Source organism: Paenibacillus sp. EZ-K15 (assembly GCF_002573715.1).
In the GTDB taxonomy this organism is placed as follows: Bacteria; Bacillota; Bacilli; order Paenibacillales; family Paenibacillaceae; genus Paenibacillus_AQ.
Map to the genome: position 1 here is coordinate 191615 of NZ_PDHM01000020.1, position 14867 is coordinate 206481.

The following is a 14867-nucleotide window of genomic DNA, read 5'->3' on the forward strand; positions in this document are numbered from 1 at the left end:
AATCTCCTTAATGAATGATAGTTGCCGCGGCATACGTGAGTCGTGATAATCAGATCCTCCAGGAATCCCTTCACCGCTTCCTGGTTGACATGGGCGTACAGCTTGGCAATTTCCTGAACGTCAACGCCCTCCTGCTGACGGGCTTCCCAGTAATTCTTGTCGCACAGCCTCCCCCACGTGCAATCGTCCAGCTGCAAGCTGCGGCATCCCGCGTCATAGAATGCCTGAATGGCGCCCCGATTGCCTTCACGATATCGCTCACCAGTTCTTCCGTGCTGCTGTAATGAGCTATAGCCGGAAGCTATACCCAACAAAATCAGGTGGATATCGCTTCATGCAGCGCCTCGACATAAGCGGCAGCAAGCTTGGACAGGGTCGCATTCTTATGACTGATCCATCCGACGTTGATCGTCTCATCACATGCGAGCGGAACCGGAATAATCTCGTTCCCATTCAGGTCAGCGCTCAGCACTCCGGTCGAAATGGTATAGCCGTTCAGACCAATCAGGAGATTGAACAGGGTCGCGCGGTCATTGACCCGGATGCTCTTTTTATGGGATAACGTGCTGAGAATTTCCTCAGAGAAGTGAAACGAATTGTATTCCCCCTGCTCAAAGGATAAATACGGATAATTCTGAAGCTCGTCAATGGTCACGATGGACTGCTTCGCCAGCGGATTTTTGATGCTGATAAAAATATGCGGCCTCGCCGTAAACAAGCTGGTAAACTGCAGTCCTGCATCCTTCAACAGCTTGTTGATCACCTTGGCATTGAATTCATTGAGGTACAGAATGCCGATTTCGCTGCGCAGGGTTTTAACATCCTGAATAATTTCATAAGTCTTCGTCTCCCGCAGTGCCAACTCATATTCATCCTGTCCGTATTCCTGAACCAGATTCACGAAGGCATTGACCGCAAAAGCATAGTGCTGAGTGGATACCGAAAAATGCTGCGGAGAAGGCTTCGCATTCAGATAACGTCCCTCCAGTAGCTCGGCCTGCTCTACCACCTGTCGTGCATATCCTAGAAACTCCGCGCCCTCTTTGGACAATGATATGCCTTTGTTGGTCCGCTCGAATATCGTAATACGAAGCTCATCTTCCAGATCCTTAATCGCGTTGGACAGACTGGGCTGGGAAATGAACAAGCGTTTGGCCGCCTCATTCATCGAGCCTCGATTGGCTACCTCAATGGCGTATTTCAGCTGCTGTAAGGTCAAGGAATATCCCCCTCTTTAATTTTGAATTGAGATACCGATAAATAACTCGTATAGAATCATTTTTTATATTTAAAAATTATATATCTCTATTTGAAGGAAAACACCAGTCCTGTCAAATAAGGTAGGATATATCCAGGTTTTGATGTCATTATGTCGAAAGATAAGGAGCGCGATGAACTTTCTATGCTGAAACAAAAGAACAAGCTTATGAATTCAGTCTCACTGGCCGTCATCGTAATTGCCGGCATCGTACATTTGCTCGCCCGGAAATTTCATGTGTTTGATCATACCATGCATGCACATGGCATGCTAACATCTTCCGAGATGGAAAGTCAGTACGGCCCCACATTGTATATGCTGCTTGCTCTTCCTGTTGTTCTACTGGCAGTAACCTTTGCCATCTATGCAAGGCGCTCGGATCATCCGATCATTCCGTACTTACATACGCTCATCCTTACGCTTGGAAGCAACATTTTGAATCCATTAAGCAAGTTTCGGATGCAGCCGACATCATGACCAAGCTGGTTGCCGATTTAAATCTTATTATAGAGCGTTTGAAGGAGTGAATGTGGGAAGTCCTGCATTCTCCAACACAAATAAACAGGAACAGTCGCTTGGACTGTCCCTTAAGCACTTCGCGCTTCCTTGATGTTCTAAATATTTACCTTATAACCCAGTGCCAATTCATCCCCCGGAAGACCCCGGATTCCCCAGTTGTGCTGCGGCGTTTCAAATATCGTAATCTCCACATCCTGCGGAGCGATATGCAGCGTATTCAGAATCCGTTCGAATAACAATCGAATCAGATGTTTCTTGGCCTCCACAGTACGGCCTTCAAATATGCTAATCTCGATCACGGTGTAGCGATCCGTTCTCCCGTCAGGGAAGTGAAAGTCCTCCCGGTTCATGGGGAAAAACCGATGGAATTTCTTATCCGCCGGAAGTTCAAAAGCTTCGACCACACATGCGTGTATCACTTCCGATAATGGCTCCTTGACCGGGTTCAGCCGCTCCCGTACACCATAAATTTTGATCTGCGCCATGCTCTGCTCAACTCCTCTATTCTCATCTAAGCTCAAGCTATGTTACCTATATAATTTCATTCGATTCGAATAGTAAAATACCTTCTCGCCCCGTCCCTATTCCCCAGTCTGGAACTGTTTCTTGGCCCACTCCACATAGGAAGGATGGTTTCGGATCAATTCCTCATGCGTCCCGCTTCCCGTAATATGACCCTTCTCCAGAACAATAATCTGGTCCGCCTCGACGACAGTCGATAAACGGTGGGCAATGACCACGGTCGTACGCTCGACCATCAGATTGTTCAGCGCCTTCTGCACTTCATGCTCGGAGTCGCTGTCCAGGCTTGCCGTCGCTTCATCTAGAAGCAGGATATCCGGCTTTCGCAGCAGCGCCCTTGCAATCGCCACGCGTTGACGCTGACCTCCGGATAACTGGATGCCTCGCTCCCCAACCTCCGTGTCATATCCTCTCGGCAGTGCCTCGATAAATCCCTCTGCATAGGCAAGCCTCGCCGCTTCGGCAATTTCCCCGTCGGAGACCGGCTCCTCACGTCCATAGATGATATTGTCCCGAATCGTTCCGGTCATCAGCGGGCTGTCCTGGGACACATACCCGAGCTTCCGCCGCCAGGACTCCAAAGTATAATCGCGGATCGCTTCCGAGCCAAAATAGATTTCCCCGCCGGATGCCGCGTAGAACCGCTCAATCAAGGAGAACACCGTGGTTTTGCCGCTGCCGCTGGGTCCTACCAGAGCGGTAACCTTCTTGGCAGGAATCGAAAAGGATACCCTGGACAGAATAGTCTCGCCTTCATGATAAGCAAACGTCACCTCTTTAAATTCAACATCCCGATGCCCTTCCGGTGCCATGCGCACCGCACGATCGTCGCTCTCCGGCTCATATTCGAGGATAAGTCGCAATCTCTCGGTCGCCGCCATCACTTTTTGGAGCTGGGAATAGAAAGTGGCAAACTGGCTGAAAGGAAACATGATCTGGAACAGCAGCAGAATAAACGATACCAGTTCGCCTGCACTGAGTGCCCCTGAAGAGACGCGAACGCCGCCGTATCCGATGATGACCACCAGCAGCACGACCATGACCATCGACATCAACGGAATCAGGACCGAATTGATCTTGGCTTCCTTCATGCCGAATCGGTACAGGCTGTCCATATCGTCATACCCGCTTTTCTCCTCCCTCCGTTCTGCATTGGAGGCTTTCACCAGGCGGATCTCGCCGATCACCTGGGTCAGCATGGCGGACAGCTGTGCCAGCTGTCCATACATACTGATGGAGATTTTGTACATCTTCCCGCCAATGGGCATTAATATGCCGAACCCTACCGGAACGGCAATCAGGATGATGAGGGTCATCCGCCAATCCAAGTAAAACAAGATTGCAACGGCCCCCAAAACGGTCAATAGATTCGAGCAAAAAGCAATCAAATGATCCGTGATCAGCGTCTTCACTTCGTTTGTATCGTTGGTCACCCGGCTCATCGTTTCTGCCGAGCGATGCTTGTCAAAGAACCGAACCGGCAAGGCCAGCACCTTGGTCCAGAGCCGTTTCCGAATTTTGTTCACCGTCTGGTTCCCGACATAGGCAAGCATATAATAGGAAAGTCCGCTCGCCACGGCTTCCAGCAGGAACAGAACGGCCAAAAAGCCGACCATGCGAATATTGAACGAATCTGCCGCAAAATTATCGATGAATTGGCCGGTGATGAGCGGGACGACCAGTCCCGTCACCGCACCAACCAAACTGAGCACGATGGCCAGAAAGAGCACCAGCTTCGGGATACCCGAAGAACGCAGCAGCTTAATAAAATATCGAATCGTGGTTTTTGTAACCTTACCCTTCTCTTCTACGGTTTGCTCCATATGGAATTCCTCCCTTTTCTCATCCAGCCGTCACATATAGATTTCATTGATAAAACGGCCGGTAAACGAGGCTTCCACAGCCGCCACTTCCTCAGGCGTTCCTGTTGCCACGACAGACCCGCCGGCATCTCCTCCGCCAGGCCCGATATCGATGATCCAATCCGAATGCCAGATCAGGTCCAGATTGTGCTCAACCAAAATGACGGTGTTCCCCGCATCTACCAAGCGGTTGAGCAGAACGAGCAGCTGCTGGACATCTCCAGGGTGAAGCCCGGTTGAAGGTTCATCCAGCAAATACAGCGTGTGGTTTTTGGTCTTCTTGCTCAATTCCTTGGCCAATTTAATCCGCTGCCCTTCACCGCCGGATAAGGTACTCACCGATTGCCCCCACTTCAAATACCCAAGTCCGACATCGCAGAGCAGCTGGGTCAATTCCATTATTTTCGGCCGATCCTCCAGAATCGACAGACTTTCCTCAATCGTCATATCCAAAATGTCGGAGATGGTGTAACCGTTATAGGTCACGCGCAAAACCTCATCCTTAAACCGCTTGCCTTTGCAATCCGGGCAACGAACTTCCAGCTCCGGAAGGAAGTGCATATGCACGGACACGACGCCAAGGCCTTGGCAAGTCTCGCATCGCCCTCCTTGCGTGTTAAAGGAAAAGTGCTTGGCCGTCAAATGACTCTCCTTAGCTTCAGGCAAGCTGGCGTACCAGTTTCTGATATGGGTGTAAACATCGGTATACGTAGCAATGTTGGAGCGCTGCATTCGGGATACCGGCGATTGGTCAACCGTAATCAGCTGCCCTACCGATTCCCAACCCGTGATGGCCTTGCAGCCGATTGGAGTTGATTGATCGCTTCCGGATTCCGCCAGAAGATCAAACAATAGCGTGGATTTACCAGATCCCGATACACCTGTCACCGATATGAGACAGCCGAGCGGGAAAGAGGTCGTGATATGTTTCAGATTTCTCAAATGTGCATCCTCGATCGTCAGCAGGCTTCCATTTCCAGCCCTGCGCTGACTCGGTGCGTTAAGCATCGTGTTTTCCCTGAAGTAGGATCCGGTCACGGACGTGGGATTTTGGATTAATTCCTCCAGCGTTCCTTGACCGACGACCGTGCCGCCCATCGTTCCCGCGCCCGGTCCGATATCAATGATATGGTCAGCGGCCCGCATCACTTCCTCGTCATGCTCGATGACGAGCACGGTGTTACCCAGATCCCTCAGTTGTTTCAGAACCTGGATAAGTCCCCTGGTATCTTTGGGATGCAGCCCCGTTGTCGGTTCGTCCAAAATGTACAGCACCCCCGTGAGGCCTGATCCCAAAATCGATGCGAGCCGAAGCCTCTGAGCTTCCCCGCCTGACATCGTCACGACCTGCCTTTCCATGGACATGTAACCCAGCCCGACATCCATAATGCGTTTTAGTCTCACGACGGAATCATGAATGAGCGGTTCCACAATCGTTAATTGATCCTCCGTCAGCTTCTTCAGCAGCGCCTCCATCCAATTCAAGGCCTCCCCGATCGACCAGGCGTTGACTTCGTTAATAGAGACTCCATCTACCCGGACGCGGCGGCTGTCCTCCTTCAGCTTCGTACCCTGACAATCCGGACAGACATGCTCATGAAACAGGGACGCTTCGCCGGATTCGCTCCCCTTCTCCCGGTACCTTCTCCATATCCCGGTGACGACGCCCTCATACTTGCCTTGCCCTACGGACTTCGGCGGCTTTATCTCAGGAAAATGCCGGCTGAACTGCTCGCTCTCTACGCCGTAATACAGGAGATCACGCTGAACCTCGTCATAGTCCCGAAGCGGCATGAACTCATCGAATGCGAATCCATAATACTTGGCTGCCGCTTTCAGAATGCTGGTGTTATAATTGGTAAGAGCGCTGTACCACATTGCCACCCCGCCGTCTCTTAAGCTTAATTCCGGACGGAACACGGCATCCATGTTCAGACTCACCGTTTGACCGAGTCCGCTGCATGTTTCGCATGCGCCTTCCGGCTTGTTAAAGGAAAAATGCGACATCGTCAATTTTTCGAGACCATAGCCGCATCGCCTACAATGAACCGTCTCGTGGGAATCACTGATCTCTTCCTCATCCGCTAGCCCGTGATAGGCTTCTCCGTCCACATGAGGCATCACCGTATCGCCACACGACGGACATGTACGTTCACCAAGCTTGGCAAACAGAATTCGCAGCAGCGTGTAGATATCCGTCACCGTTCCGATGGTGGATCTTGGGTTCCGGTTCGTAATGTGCTGTCCCACGCTGATCGACGGGGAGAGACCTTCAATCGAATCCACCTTCGGCTTGCTGACCGAGTCCGACACCATGCCCATGGATTCCATGTACTGCCGCTGGCACTCCCGCTGCAGCGTATCCATCGCAAGCGTGGACTTACCCGAGCCGGACGGCCCTGTCATAACAACCAATTTGTACTTCGGGATTTCAAGCGAAACATTCTTCAGGTTGTTCTCCCGGGCACCGCGAATTTTAATCGTTCCTTCCATTTTCGAACCTCCTAAAAGTTTTATGGAGCATAACTTCATTGGAACACTTCGCAATAAAACTCGCCTCAAAAGCATACTCTTCGTTTTGTCTGGCTTAGCTTCCATGAGAATCTTCGCAATCAAACTCGCTTCGAAAACATACTCTTTCATTGTGGAAGCTAGCTCCATACCTCATTTTACAAACCCATCTTACAACATTGATGCAAGTACAAAATTCCAAACCAAAAAAGGTTGATCTATCGCCGTTTTCGAAATCAAAAGCCGTCACGGAGCTTGAAGGTTTATGTATAATGTTTGATGCCGTTTCATTTGTGTAAACACAGCATTGACTATATAATGGGCTACAAATAAGTACTTATCGTATGTTCTGAGGAGAGCATTACCTATGCCGAAAAAAATCGCACCCGAATTTTATTTTATTGGCAACCATCCTATACTGGATTTCGTCAATACCAAGATCGCTGTCAACGGTCAGCCGCTGGATTTGCTTGATACATTCGACTCTTTATTGGATTGGATGGTTAAGGCTAACCTGCTGTCCGAGGTAGAGCGTAACTTGCGCAAGGCGGTATGGATTGGCTCCGAGGAGGAAGCCGGAATCGTGGAGGCCGCCAGATTGCTCCGTGACCACCTCTTTAATCTGATTCAGCCGGGCAGTGTGAACGAAACCTCAACGGAGGCAAGCCTACAGTTTGTCAATGGGCTGCTGCAGGAGCAAATCATTCGCACAACGCTTGTGGCAGAAGGCAACATGTACAGCCGCAAAAGCCGGATGCTGTTTCGCAAGCCGCTGGATCTGTTGACCCCGGTCGCCGCCTCTGCCGTTGATTTTTTAACTACCTATGACCTGAAACTGGTGAAAAAATGCGAAAATCCGGCGTGCGTGCTTCGCTTTTACGACAATAGCAAAAACGGCACAAGGCGCTGGTGCAGCCCCAAAACATGCGGAAACCGCATGAAGGTCGCTGCCTATCTGGAGCGTCAGAAACAGCAGCAAATGAAGGAATCTTAGATAAACCCTCTAAGATTCCTTTTTTTAATACCCAAAATTATACTTTACAGGTTAAAAAACGAATTATATAATACCCTTAAATCATTAATGATGGTTAATAAAATAAAGGAGGTGGTGTTTTCTTCTTCTCATGACGACCAGTCAAAAGGATCTACATAACAATCGCATCATAAAAAAACGCAGGTAAATTCAAGGAGGTATTTATCAGATGAATCATAAAATCCAGTATCACACGGCCCAAATCGAAGGCTTGGACATTTTTTACCGTGAAGCAGGGACCCCCGGCTCGCCTGTTGTATTACTTCTGCATGGTTTCCCGACTTCCAGTCAAATGTATCGTCAATTGATGCCGGCTCTTGCCGAACAGTATCATGTGATTGCACCTGATTATCCCGGATTTGGATACAGCAGCGCACCTGACCATGATCAATTCCAGTATAGCTTTGACCATTTCAGTCAGCTCATCGAGGAATTGCTCGCCCAATTAAATATCCAGAGCTTCTACGTCTACCTTATGGATTACGGTGCACCCGTGGGGTTCCGGATTGCAGCACGCCATCCCGAGCAGGTTCGGGGGCTGATCATCCAGAATGGAAATGCCTACGAGGAGGGGCTCGAAGAATTCTGGAATCCCATTAAAGCGTACTGGGAAGATCCCGCGAATTCGGATAAACGCGAGGCTCTGCGCTGGTTAACCAGCATCGAGGCAACGAAGTGGCAGTATACGCATGGCGTCCATGATACCTCCTTCATTAGCCCGGACACCTACACGCTGGATCAAGCGCTGCTTGACCGCCCCGGTAACCAGGAAATTCAGCTGGATTTGTTCCTGGATTACGGATCGAATCCTCCTTTATATCCGGCCTGGCAGCAATATTTCCGCGATGCGCAGCCACCGACCCTTATCGTGTGGGGGCAAGGCGACCACATCTTCCCTGAGAATGGGGCCCATCCGTATCTGCGGGATCTGCCCGATGCCGAGCTTCACATCCTGAAGGATGCCGGGCATTTTGCGTTGGAATCACATGGACCGGAAATCATCGGATATATCCGCGCATTTTTGGAACGTCAATCATCATGATATGGATCCAGACGATCGTTTCGTTATTTTCCCAGCAGGCTTTCCATTGACCGTTCTTCATGATACAATCCCCCAGGAAAAAGGATGCAGGCAGATCCGTATGAGGTAAGGGGGAACGTCATGGGTATCAGACCAATTGATATCGCCAAGAAATTGGGGATTACCACAAGTGCGCTCAAGCACTACGAGCAATGGGGGATTGTTCCTCCCGCGAAGCGTGCTCCGAACGGATACCGGATATATACCGAGGAGCATGCCGCTTACTTTGAATGCATAAGGGCCATGTTTCCCGGTTTCGGCGTAGACGTTACGAAGCAAGTGATGGTCAAGCTGCAGGAGAGCGAGCTGGATGAAGCGCTCTGGATCGTAAATGAGGTCCAAGCCAATCTCCAGCAGGATAAAATCCTAACGGAGCGGACCATCCGCATTCTGGAAACCGAGCAGCTTGACGTTGTCGATACCCGTGGCCGAAAAAGAGAGCTGACCATCGGGGAGGTTGCGGCCGAGACCGGCGTTCCCACCTCGGCCATCCGCCACTGGGAGAAGGAAGGCGTACTTCATCTGCCTCGGGATCGGGAAAACGGCTATCGGAAGTTCGATGGCGCCCAGATCCGGCAGATCATGATCATTCGGATTCTCCGCTCAGCGAATTACCCGCTGGAGGTCATCAAGGATGTACTGCATGAACTCGAGCATCATCAAGTCGATAACGCCAGACGGGTGCTCAAGGACACGCTGGTATACCTCAACTACCGCAACCATAACCAAATACGCGGCGTGCACTATCTATATCAGCTGTGCCAAGTTCTGAAATTAATGTAAGGCCCATTCCCCATTCACTCTGTGGTTTAACATACAAAAAAAACAATCGCGGATGATCTACATCCGTGATTGTTTTTTTGATCCTTGATCACTATATATTAGGGAGACTCAAAGAGTTTCACCGATTATCCAAGAGGTTATCTCGTTATGGAATTTGGCAAGTGCTCTTAGCTATCATGTGCCGCTTATGGATTAACTTTGATGGAACCAAGGGCGGTCGTCAGGGATATTTTCGCTCCGCCGCCGTTTATGTCACTCTGACCCCGGCTTGCTCCAGTAATCTGTCCAAGCTCGGTTTCGGTATCCAGCGTGTATTTCATGGACGGCGCAAACATGGCTGTGATACTGCCTGCCGATGTGTTGGCTGTCAGCGTGCTGTCCTTATCGATCTGCTCAAGGTCCAGCTTCACGCTGCCCGCTTCGGATACGATCTTGGAATTGCCCGTGATTTCCGTTTTGGCGAGCTGAATTTCCCCGGCTCCCAACTGAAGTTCAAAATCCCCCTTCAATTCGTTCACCCGAATCTTCCCAACATCATTCTTTATGCGGATATGCTGCAGGTCTTCCGGTACTTCGATTACATAATCTATCATGAATCCGGAGTCGCCAAATTGCTTCTGCGACCAATCCCATAAACTCTTGCTGGAGTCCTCCATAGGGTGCGTTCTTAATTCCAGGATGTCGTCCTTGAGCGTAAAGGAAGTAGCGGCCTGCTCCGTAACCTGGGTACGAATGTTGTCATTCTTGAAGAAGCCTTCGTTAAACCACACCGTCGTTTTCACTTTGATCTCATCACCGGGTACAGCGATGAGCTCAACATTGCCTACAGCATGGTCGATGGCCAGTCCCTCGGCTGTGCCGACTTCCTGAGCCGTCGTCAACTCGAACTCTTTCCCTTCCCGCTTTACATGATCACTAATAGCAAGCGCTGAATCGCCGGCCATATTCCCGACTTGTGCCAATTGATCAAGCTCCCGCTTTACTGCTTCCTCCGCATTATTAGCGGCATCGCATCCTACCAGGACAGCAAATATCAACAACGATGAGATCTTTACTGCCATCATACTCTGTTTTCTCATAAAATCCTCCACGTCATTTCTCTTTATGTATATTTCCATTATATCGTGAAGGAAAAAGTTAACACGCTGCCACGGACCAGTTTCTTCCTGGACCTTAGTCTGGGACCCCTCCTCCGTCTTTTGTATGACGCCGCGTGTACGAATCATGCCTCCAATCGCTGTCGCCCCCAAATTTCAATCATTGTTTGGTAACGGTAGAAATTCGGGGACAAAGGCGACCGCTTCCATCTCATGGCTGGTCTATCCGCAGCACGACCTTCCCCCGAACATGGCCGGACTCCACGGTGCGATGCGCTTCTGCCGCTTCGCTCAGCGAAAACGTCCGGGACACATGGATCTGCAGATTCCCTTGTTCATATAATTGAACCAGTTCGGCCAATCGATCCTTGGATCGCTGACTGCGGATCGCGCGAACGCCCAGTTCTTCTACCCGATCAAAAGCTACAATCGTGCCGATGCGACTCCGGTCGCCGACAAGCTCCAACGAGGCCAGCAGCGCTTCTTCGCCAGCTGCATCCAGCGCAGCACTCACTCCCTCGGGGGCTGCCGGCTTAACCCGGTCTACAAGACCCGGGCCATAAACAACAGGAACTGCACCCAGTGAACGAAGATAATCATGATTTCGCTCGCTTGCCGTTCCGATGACCCGGGCTCCCCAGGCACGAGCGATTTGGACGGCGAAAGAACCGACGCCACCTGCTGCTGCATGAATCAGAACGGTATCGCCTTCACCTATTCCTAACGCCTGAAGAGCCGTATGGGCAGTTTGCCCAGATGCAGTCAGCACGCCCGCTTCTTCCCACGGCATGGAATCCGGCTTGCGTACAACTTGATCTGTCCTGACTACCACATACTCCGCGTAGCAGGCGAGTAAAGACCAGCCAATGACGTTCTCTCCAACCTCAAAGTCGGTGACCCCCTCACCTACCTGATCTATCGTCCCAGCGAACTCATTGCCAAGAATTTGCGGCATCCGCAATGTCACATTAGGCGGAGCCCAGCCGCTTCCCCTTATCCCGCAGTCGGCAGGCTGTACCCCGGCTGCCTTGACTTTAACTCTTATCTGACCGTTACCGGCCTGAGGATCTTCAAATTCCAAAACACGCAGGACATCCGGCGGTCCAATCGTACTAAACGCTACGGCTTTCATATCGATCATCCTTTCATGAATCCCTTGATCTTGTTTCTGAGATCATTCTATAATCATCGATAGATAATAAAAAATACAAAAATGTCTATGTGTATATATACTGGAGTATATAAGCAAGGGGGGTGAACCGTTAGTGGAAATGTTACAGCTGAAGTATTTTGTAACCGTAGCAAGACTTGAACATATGACCAAAGCCGCAGAGGAGCTCCATATTGCTCAGCCGGCGCTCAGCAAGACCATTTCCAGACTCGAGGAGGATCTCGGCGCTCCGTTATTTGAACGCCAAGGCCGGCAGATTCGTCTCAATCCGTATGGTAAAGCATTTTTGGTAAAAGCCAAAGCAGCTCTGCAGCTGCTGGAGGAGGGACGGCGTGAAGTCGAGGATTTGGCGGGGCTGGAGCATGGGCGTATTCATTTGGCCTTATCCAACATGGAGCAGCTCCGCGAGCCTTTAAGATTGTTTCTAAACAAACATCCGAAAGTTAACTTTCATATCATTCAGTCTTCGATGGAGGATATGGTTCAGACCATTGAACATAATGAGGTTGATTTCTTTCTCACCTCTATGCCTATCCGGCACCCGGATATTCGCAGCTTGCCTTTGCTCGTAGAAGAGGTGTTCTTGGCCGTTCCCCCCACCCATCGCTTAGCCGAAAAAAATCAAATTCACTTAAGCGAGGCTGCAGGAGAATCGTTTGTCGGTTATAAAGAAGGTCACCCATATCAGAAGATGAATAATGAATTTTGCAAACAAGCTGGTTTTCACCCGAAGGTCGTCTGCGAGGTGGAGGACCCCGGAACCATATCCGATCTGGTCCGTTCCGGGTTTGGCGTAGCTTTAATCGGTGAATGCAGAAGCAGCGAGGAATTAAAGCTGACGAAGCTAAGCATTCAAGAACCCCTCGCCCGCCGCATATTCCAAATGGCATGGCTGGAATCCAGGTACTTGTCCAAGGCTGCGATTTCTTTCCGTGATTTCCTCGTGGAATATTACACGGAGTCACGGTAAGACGACCACAAGGGGGCTGTCCCAAAGGATCTTAGATCTTGCGGGAGACCCCCTTCTTGCTGTTAGAAGACGCTCCGTGTACGAATCGTTCCTACCATCGCTGTTGCCCCCACATTTCTTGGAATGGTTCTGGGCAAGGACGAAATGTGTGGGCAAAGCATTCCTGTATGCTCTTAAATTTCGGCTTTGAAATTGAACGAGCACCTCCTTATGATGAAAGGTGTCCACTACGACAACCACAACATCATAAGGAAGGTGCTCTTATTATGAAGTTTAAACAATCAGTTAAACAAAATCAACGAATTGAACGTATAACCAACCATCATCTCATCATTGGCATCGACATTGCAAAATTTAAACATGTCGCACGTGCGACAGACTATCGTGGCATTGAACGAGGTTCCTACCTTGTGTTCTCTAACGATCTCGAAGGATATGAAAAGTTATATCAGTGGATGCAAGCTCTAATGCTTCAGTTTAACAAGACCGATGTCATCTTCGGCGTTGAGCCAACCGGTCACTACTGGTTCAACCTAGCGTTCTGGCTTAAAGAGAGGCTGCTCGAGCTCGTTCTCGTTAACCCGTTTCAAGTGAAGCGTAACAAAGAAAACCGGGACAACTCTCCAACTAAAAACGATGTCAAAGATGCCTTGGTCATTGCCGACATGGTGAAGAATGGATACTATTCTGAAACTCATATTCACGCCGAGCCGTATCGGGCGCTTAGGCAGCTTGTGGGCACCAGAGACTTTGTGACCAAGCAAGTCTCCAGTGTCGTCAACCAGATGTATCGGTGGACTGACATGTACTTCCCTGAGTTTCAGCAGGTATTTAAGGACATCACCTCGAAGACGGCACTCGCAACGTTGGCCGAATTTGCGCATCCATCCGATCTTCGCCACTTAACGGTTGAAGACGTTATCGCCGGGTGGAGAAAACGACTGAAGCGCGCAGGCAGCCGTAAGGTATCCGCTGCCCTCATCCATGCGGCGCAACGGACAGCTGCCATTCCGAATTGTGTAGAGGAAGCAAAACTTAGTATATCGTTACTGCTGCAACAACTGCAGATGTATAACGACCAATTGAATCAACTGGAAGAAAAGATGAGTCAACTCCTTCGAAGCATTCCCACAGCAAAGCTCCTTCGTACCATTAAAGGCATGAATGATATTACGCTGGCTACGTTATACAGTGAAGCGGGTGATTTGGGCGGCTTTACTCATGGTAACCAAGTCCTTCGGTTAGCTGGCTTACATCTGTCCGAAAACAGCTCAGGTACCTACAAGGGCGAAGTGAAAATCACGAAGCGAGGGCGACCTGGACTGCGAAAACTTCTTTTCATGACGGTCTTTCATATGGTTTCCATTAATCCAGAATTTCGGGCGCTGCATCAGTACAACAAACAAGTGAAGAACATGAAAGGTATGAAGTCGATCATGAAGCTGTGCGGGAAGCTTGCTCGTATGCTTGTAGCTATGGCGAAGAAGCATTCCGTTTACGACATCAACAAAGTAACGGTCGCCGCTTAATAACCGACCACTTGCCTACTGGCTCATTCGCAGGATTCACAAGAAGCATGAAGAACCGATACGCTCGCCTAAAGGGCTCAGACCCGTGGACAAAGCAGTAACGGACTCCATCTCCTTGATAGGTGTAACGAAGGAATGAAAGGGCATAGACCCGTTGAGACATGGGAGGGCAAACCTCAAGGACGAAGATGGAGCATGCGAATAAAGGAAAATTATGGGAATTTCGCACTTCCCCTTATTTCGTTATGCCCACATTCGCCATACGGTCCCCCTTTTGTCGCCTTCGTTGTCACATTTGTTTTCATAACGAATGAAATCCTGCGAATTAGCGAGCTAGCGCAAGAAAATTGAATCATAAGGAGGGAGGCGAGCGCTGACGCTTGTCCGGAATCGTTTCGTCCTCTCCGCTACGCCGTGCAGATTTCTTACTTTTTTAGACGCAAAGATCGCGAGTGCCTATCCCGGCGGCGGTCAAAGACAGCTACCATCCCAAGATGCTCACCAAAGTCATCGTCTACGCTTACACACAAC

The 14867-nt window shown here is 50.0% G+C and carries 13 protein-coding genes; 7 read left to right on the forward strand and 6 right to left on the reverse strand.

The genetic code is table 11. From position 1 onward, the window contains the following. Window positions 1-35: 35 nt before the first annotated feature. Window positions 36-284, forward strand: a complete 249-nt coding sequence (locus CRG97_RS33370; RefSeq protein WP_202618992.1) for a hypothetical protein — start codon at window positions 36-38, stop codon at window positions 282-284. 32 nt (window positions 285-316) lie between these two features. On the opposite strand, the gene CRG97_RS23900 is transcribed toward CRG97_RS33370, so the two are convergent. Then, window positions 317-1219: a LysR family transcriptional regulator gene (locus CRG97_RS23900; RefSeq protein ID WP_098748181.1), complete on the reverse strand. Its 903-nt coding sequence runs from the start codon at window positions 1217-1219 to the stop codon at window positions 317-319. 183 nt (window positions 1220-1402) lie between these two features. On the opposite strand from CRG97_RS23900, the gene CRG97_RS23905 reads away from it, so the two are divergent. Further along, complete coding sequence (locus CRG97_RS23905) at window positions 1403-1735, forward strand: hypothetical protein (protein WP_098748184.1); 333 nt, start codon at window positions 1403-1405, stop codon at window positions 1733-1735. A gap of 137 nt (window positions 1736-1872) precedes the next feature. On the opposite strand, the gene CRG97_RS23910 is transcribed toward CRG97_RS23905, so the two are convergent. The 3 genes from CRG97_RS23910 to uvrA all read right to left on the reverse strand — a co-directional run bounded on the left by CRG97_RS23910 (window position 1873) and on the right by uvrA (window position 6654). Then, window positions 1873-2262 carry a tautomerase family protein gene (locus tag CRG97_RS23910; protein ID WP_098748186.1) on the reverse strand — a complete coding sequence of 130 codons (390 nt, stop codon included), beginning with the start codon at window positions 2260-2262 and terminating at the stop codon, window positions 1873-1875. 96 nt (window positions 2263-2358) lie between these two features. Next, entirely contained in the window at window positions 2359-4122 is a 1764-nt protein-coding gene (locus tag CRG97_RS23915) for an ABC transporter ATP-binding protein (protein ID WP_098748189.1), read from the reverse strand. Between the two features lie 30 nt (window positions 4123-4152). Continuing rightward, a complete protein-coding gene (gene uvrA / locus CRG97_RS23920; RefSeq protein WP_098748192.1) occupies window positions 4153-6654 on the reverse strand; it encodes an excinuclease ABC subunit UvrA in 2502 nt (833 codons plus the stop codon). 385 nt (window positions 6655-7039) lie between these two features. Between uvrA and CRG97_RS23925 the strand changes: the two genes are divergently transcribed. The 3 genes from CRG97_RS23925 to CRG97_RS23935 all read left to right on the forward strand — a co-directional run bounded on the left by CRG97_RS23925 (window position 7040) and on the right by CRG97_RS23935 (window position 9569). Then, a complete protein-coding gene (locus CRG97_RS23925; protein WP_098748194.1) occupies window positions 7040-7666 on the forward strand; it encodes a CGNR zinc finger domain-containing protein in 627 nt (208 codons plus the stop codon). Window positions 7667-7874: 208 nt separating this feature from the next. Next, complete coding sequence (locus CRG97_RS23930) at window positions 7875-8747, forward strand: alpha/beta fold hydrolase (protein WP_098748197.1); 873 nt, start codon at window positions 7875-7877, stop codon at window positions 8745-8747. Window positions 8748-8867: 120 nt separating this feature from the next. Further along, a complete protein-coding gene (locus tag CRG97_RS23935; protein WP_098748199.1) occupies window positions 8868-9569 on the forward strand; it encodes a MerR family transcriptional regulator in 702 nt (233 codons plus the stop codon). Window positions 9570-9754: 185 nt separating this feature from the next. Here the strand turns inward: CRG97_RS23935 and CRG97_RS23940 are convergent, their stop codons facing one another. Next, window positions 9755-10648 carry a DUF4097 family beta strand repeat-containing protein gene (locus CRG97_RS23940; protein WP_098748243.1) on the reverse strand — a complete coding sequence of 298 codons (894 nt, stop codon included), beginning with the start codon at window positions 10646-10648 and terminating at the stop codon, window positions 9755-9757. A gap of 229 nt (window positions 10649-10877) precedes the next feature. Then, window positions 10878-11798, reverse strand: coding sequence for an NADP-dependent oxidoreductase (locus CRG97_RS23945; protein ID WP_098748202.1), 921 nt, complete (start codon window positions 11796-11798; stop codon window positions 10878-10880). A 133-nt stretch (window positions 11799-11931) separates the two neighbouring features. Here CRG97_RS23945 and CRG97_RS23950 point away from each other — a divergent pair, with 133 nt between their 5' ends. Next, window positions 11932-12807 (forward strand): LysR family transcriptional regulator, encoded by an 876-nt coding sequence (locus tag CRG97_RS23950; RefSeq protein ID WP_098748205.1) that lies wholly within the window; start codon window positions 11932-11934, stop codon window positions 12805-12807. 266 nt (window positions 12808-13073) lie between these two features. Next, window positions 13074-14336, forward strand: a complete 1263-nt coding sequence (locus CRG97_RS23955; protein WP_098748207.1) for an IS110 family RNA-guided transposase — start codon at window positions 13074-13076, stop codon at window positions 14334-14336. Window positions 14337-14867 lie beyond the last annotated feature (531 nt).

Bases quoted from the DNA above. Each gene is read 5' to 3' on its own strand.
- CRG97_RS23905 (WP_098748184.1), top strand. From the start codon at position 1,403: ATGCTGAAACAAAAGAACAAGCTTATGAATTCAGTCTCACTGGCCGTC.
- CRG97_RS23910 (WP_098748186.1), bottom strand. From the start codon at position 2,262: ATGGCGCAGATCAAAATTTATGGTGTACGGGAGCGGCTGAACCCGGTC.
- CRG97_RS23915 (WP_098748189.1), bottom strand. From the start codon at position 4,122: ATGGAGCAAACCGTAGAAGAGAAGGGTAAGGTTACAAAAACCACGATT.
- uvrA (WP_098748192.1), bottom strand. From the start codon at position 6,654: ATGGAAGGAACGATTAAAATTCGCGGTGCCCGGGAGAACAACCTGAAG.
- CRG97_RS23925 (WP_098748194.1), top strand. From the start codon at position 7,040: ATGCCGAAAAAAATCGCACCCGAATTTTATTTTATTGGCAACCATCCT.
- CRG97_RS23930 (WP_098748197.1), top strand. From the start codon at position 7,875: ATGAATCATAAAATCCAGTATCACACGGCCCAAATCGAAGGCTTGGAC.
- CRG97_RS23935 (WP_098748199.1), top strand. From the start codon at position 8,868: ATGGGTATCAGACCAATTGATATCGCCAAGAAATTGGGGATTACCACA.
- CRG97_RS23940 (WP_098748243.1), bottom strand. From the start codon at position 10,648: ATGAGAAAACAGAGTATGATGGCAGTAAAGATCTCATCGTTGTTGATA.
- CRG97_RS23945 (WP_098748202.1), bottom strand. From the start codon at position 11,798: ATGAAAGCCGTAGCGTTTAGTACGATTGGACCGCCGGATGTCCTGCGT.
- CRG97_RS23955 (WP_098748207.1), top strand. From the start codon at position 13,074: ATGAAGTTTAAACAATCAGTTAAACAAAATCAACGAATTGAACGTATA.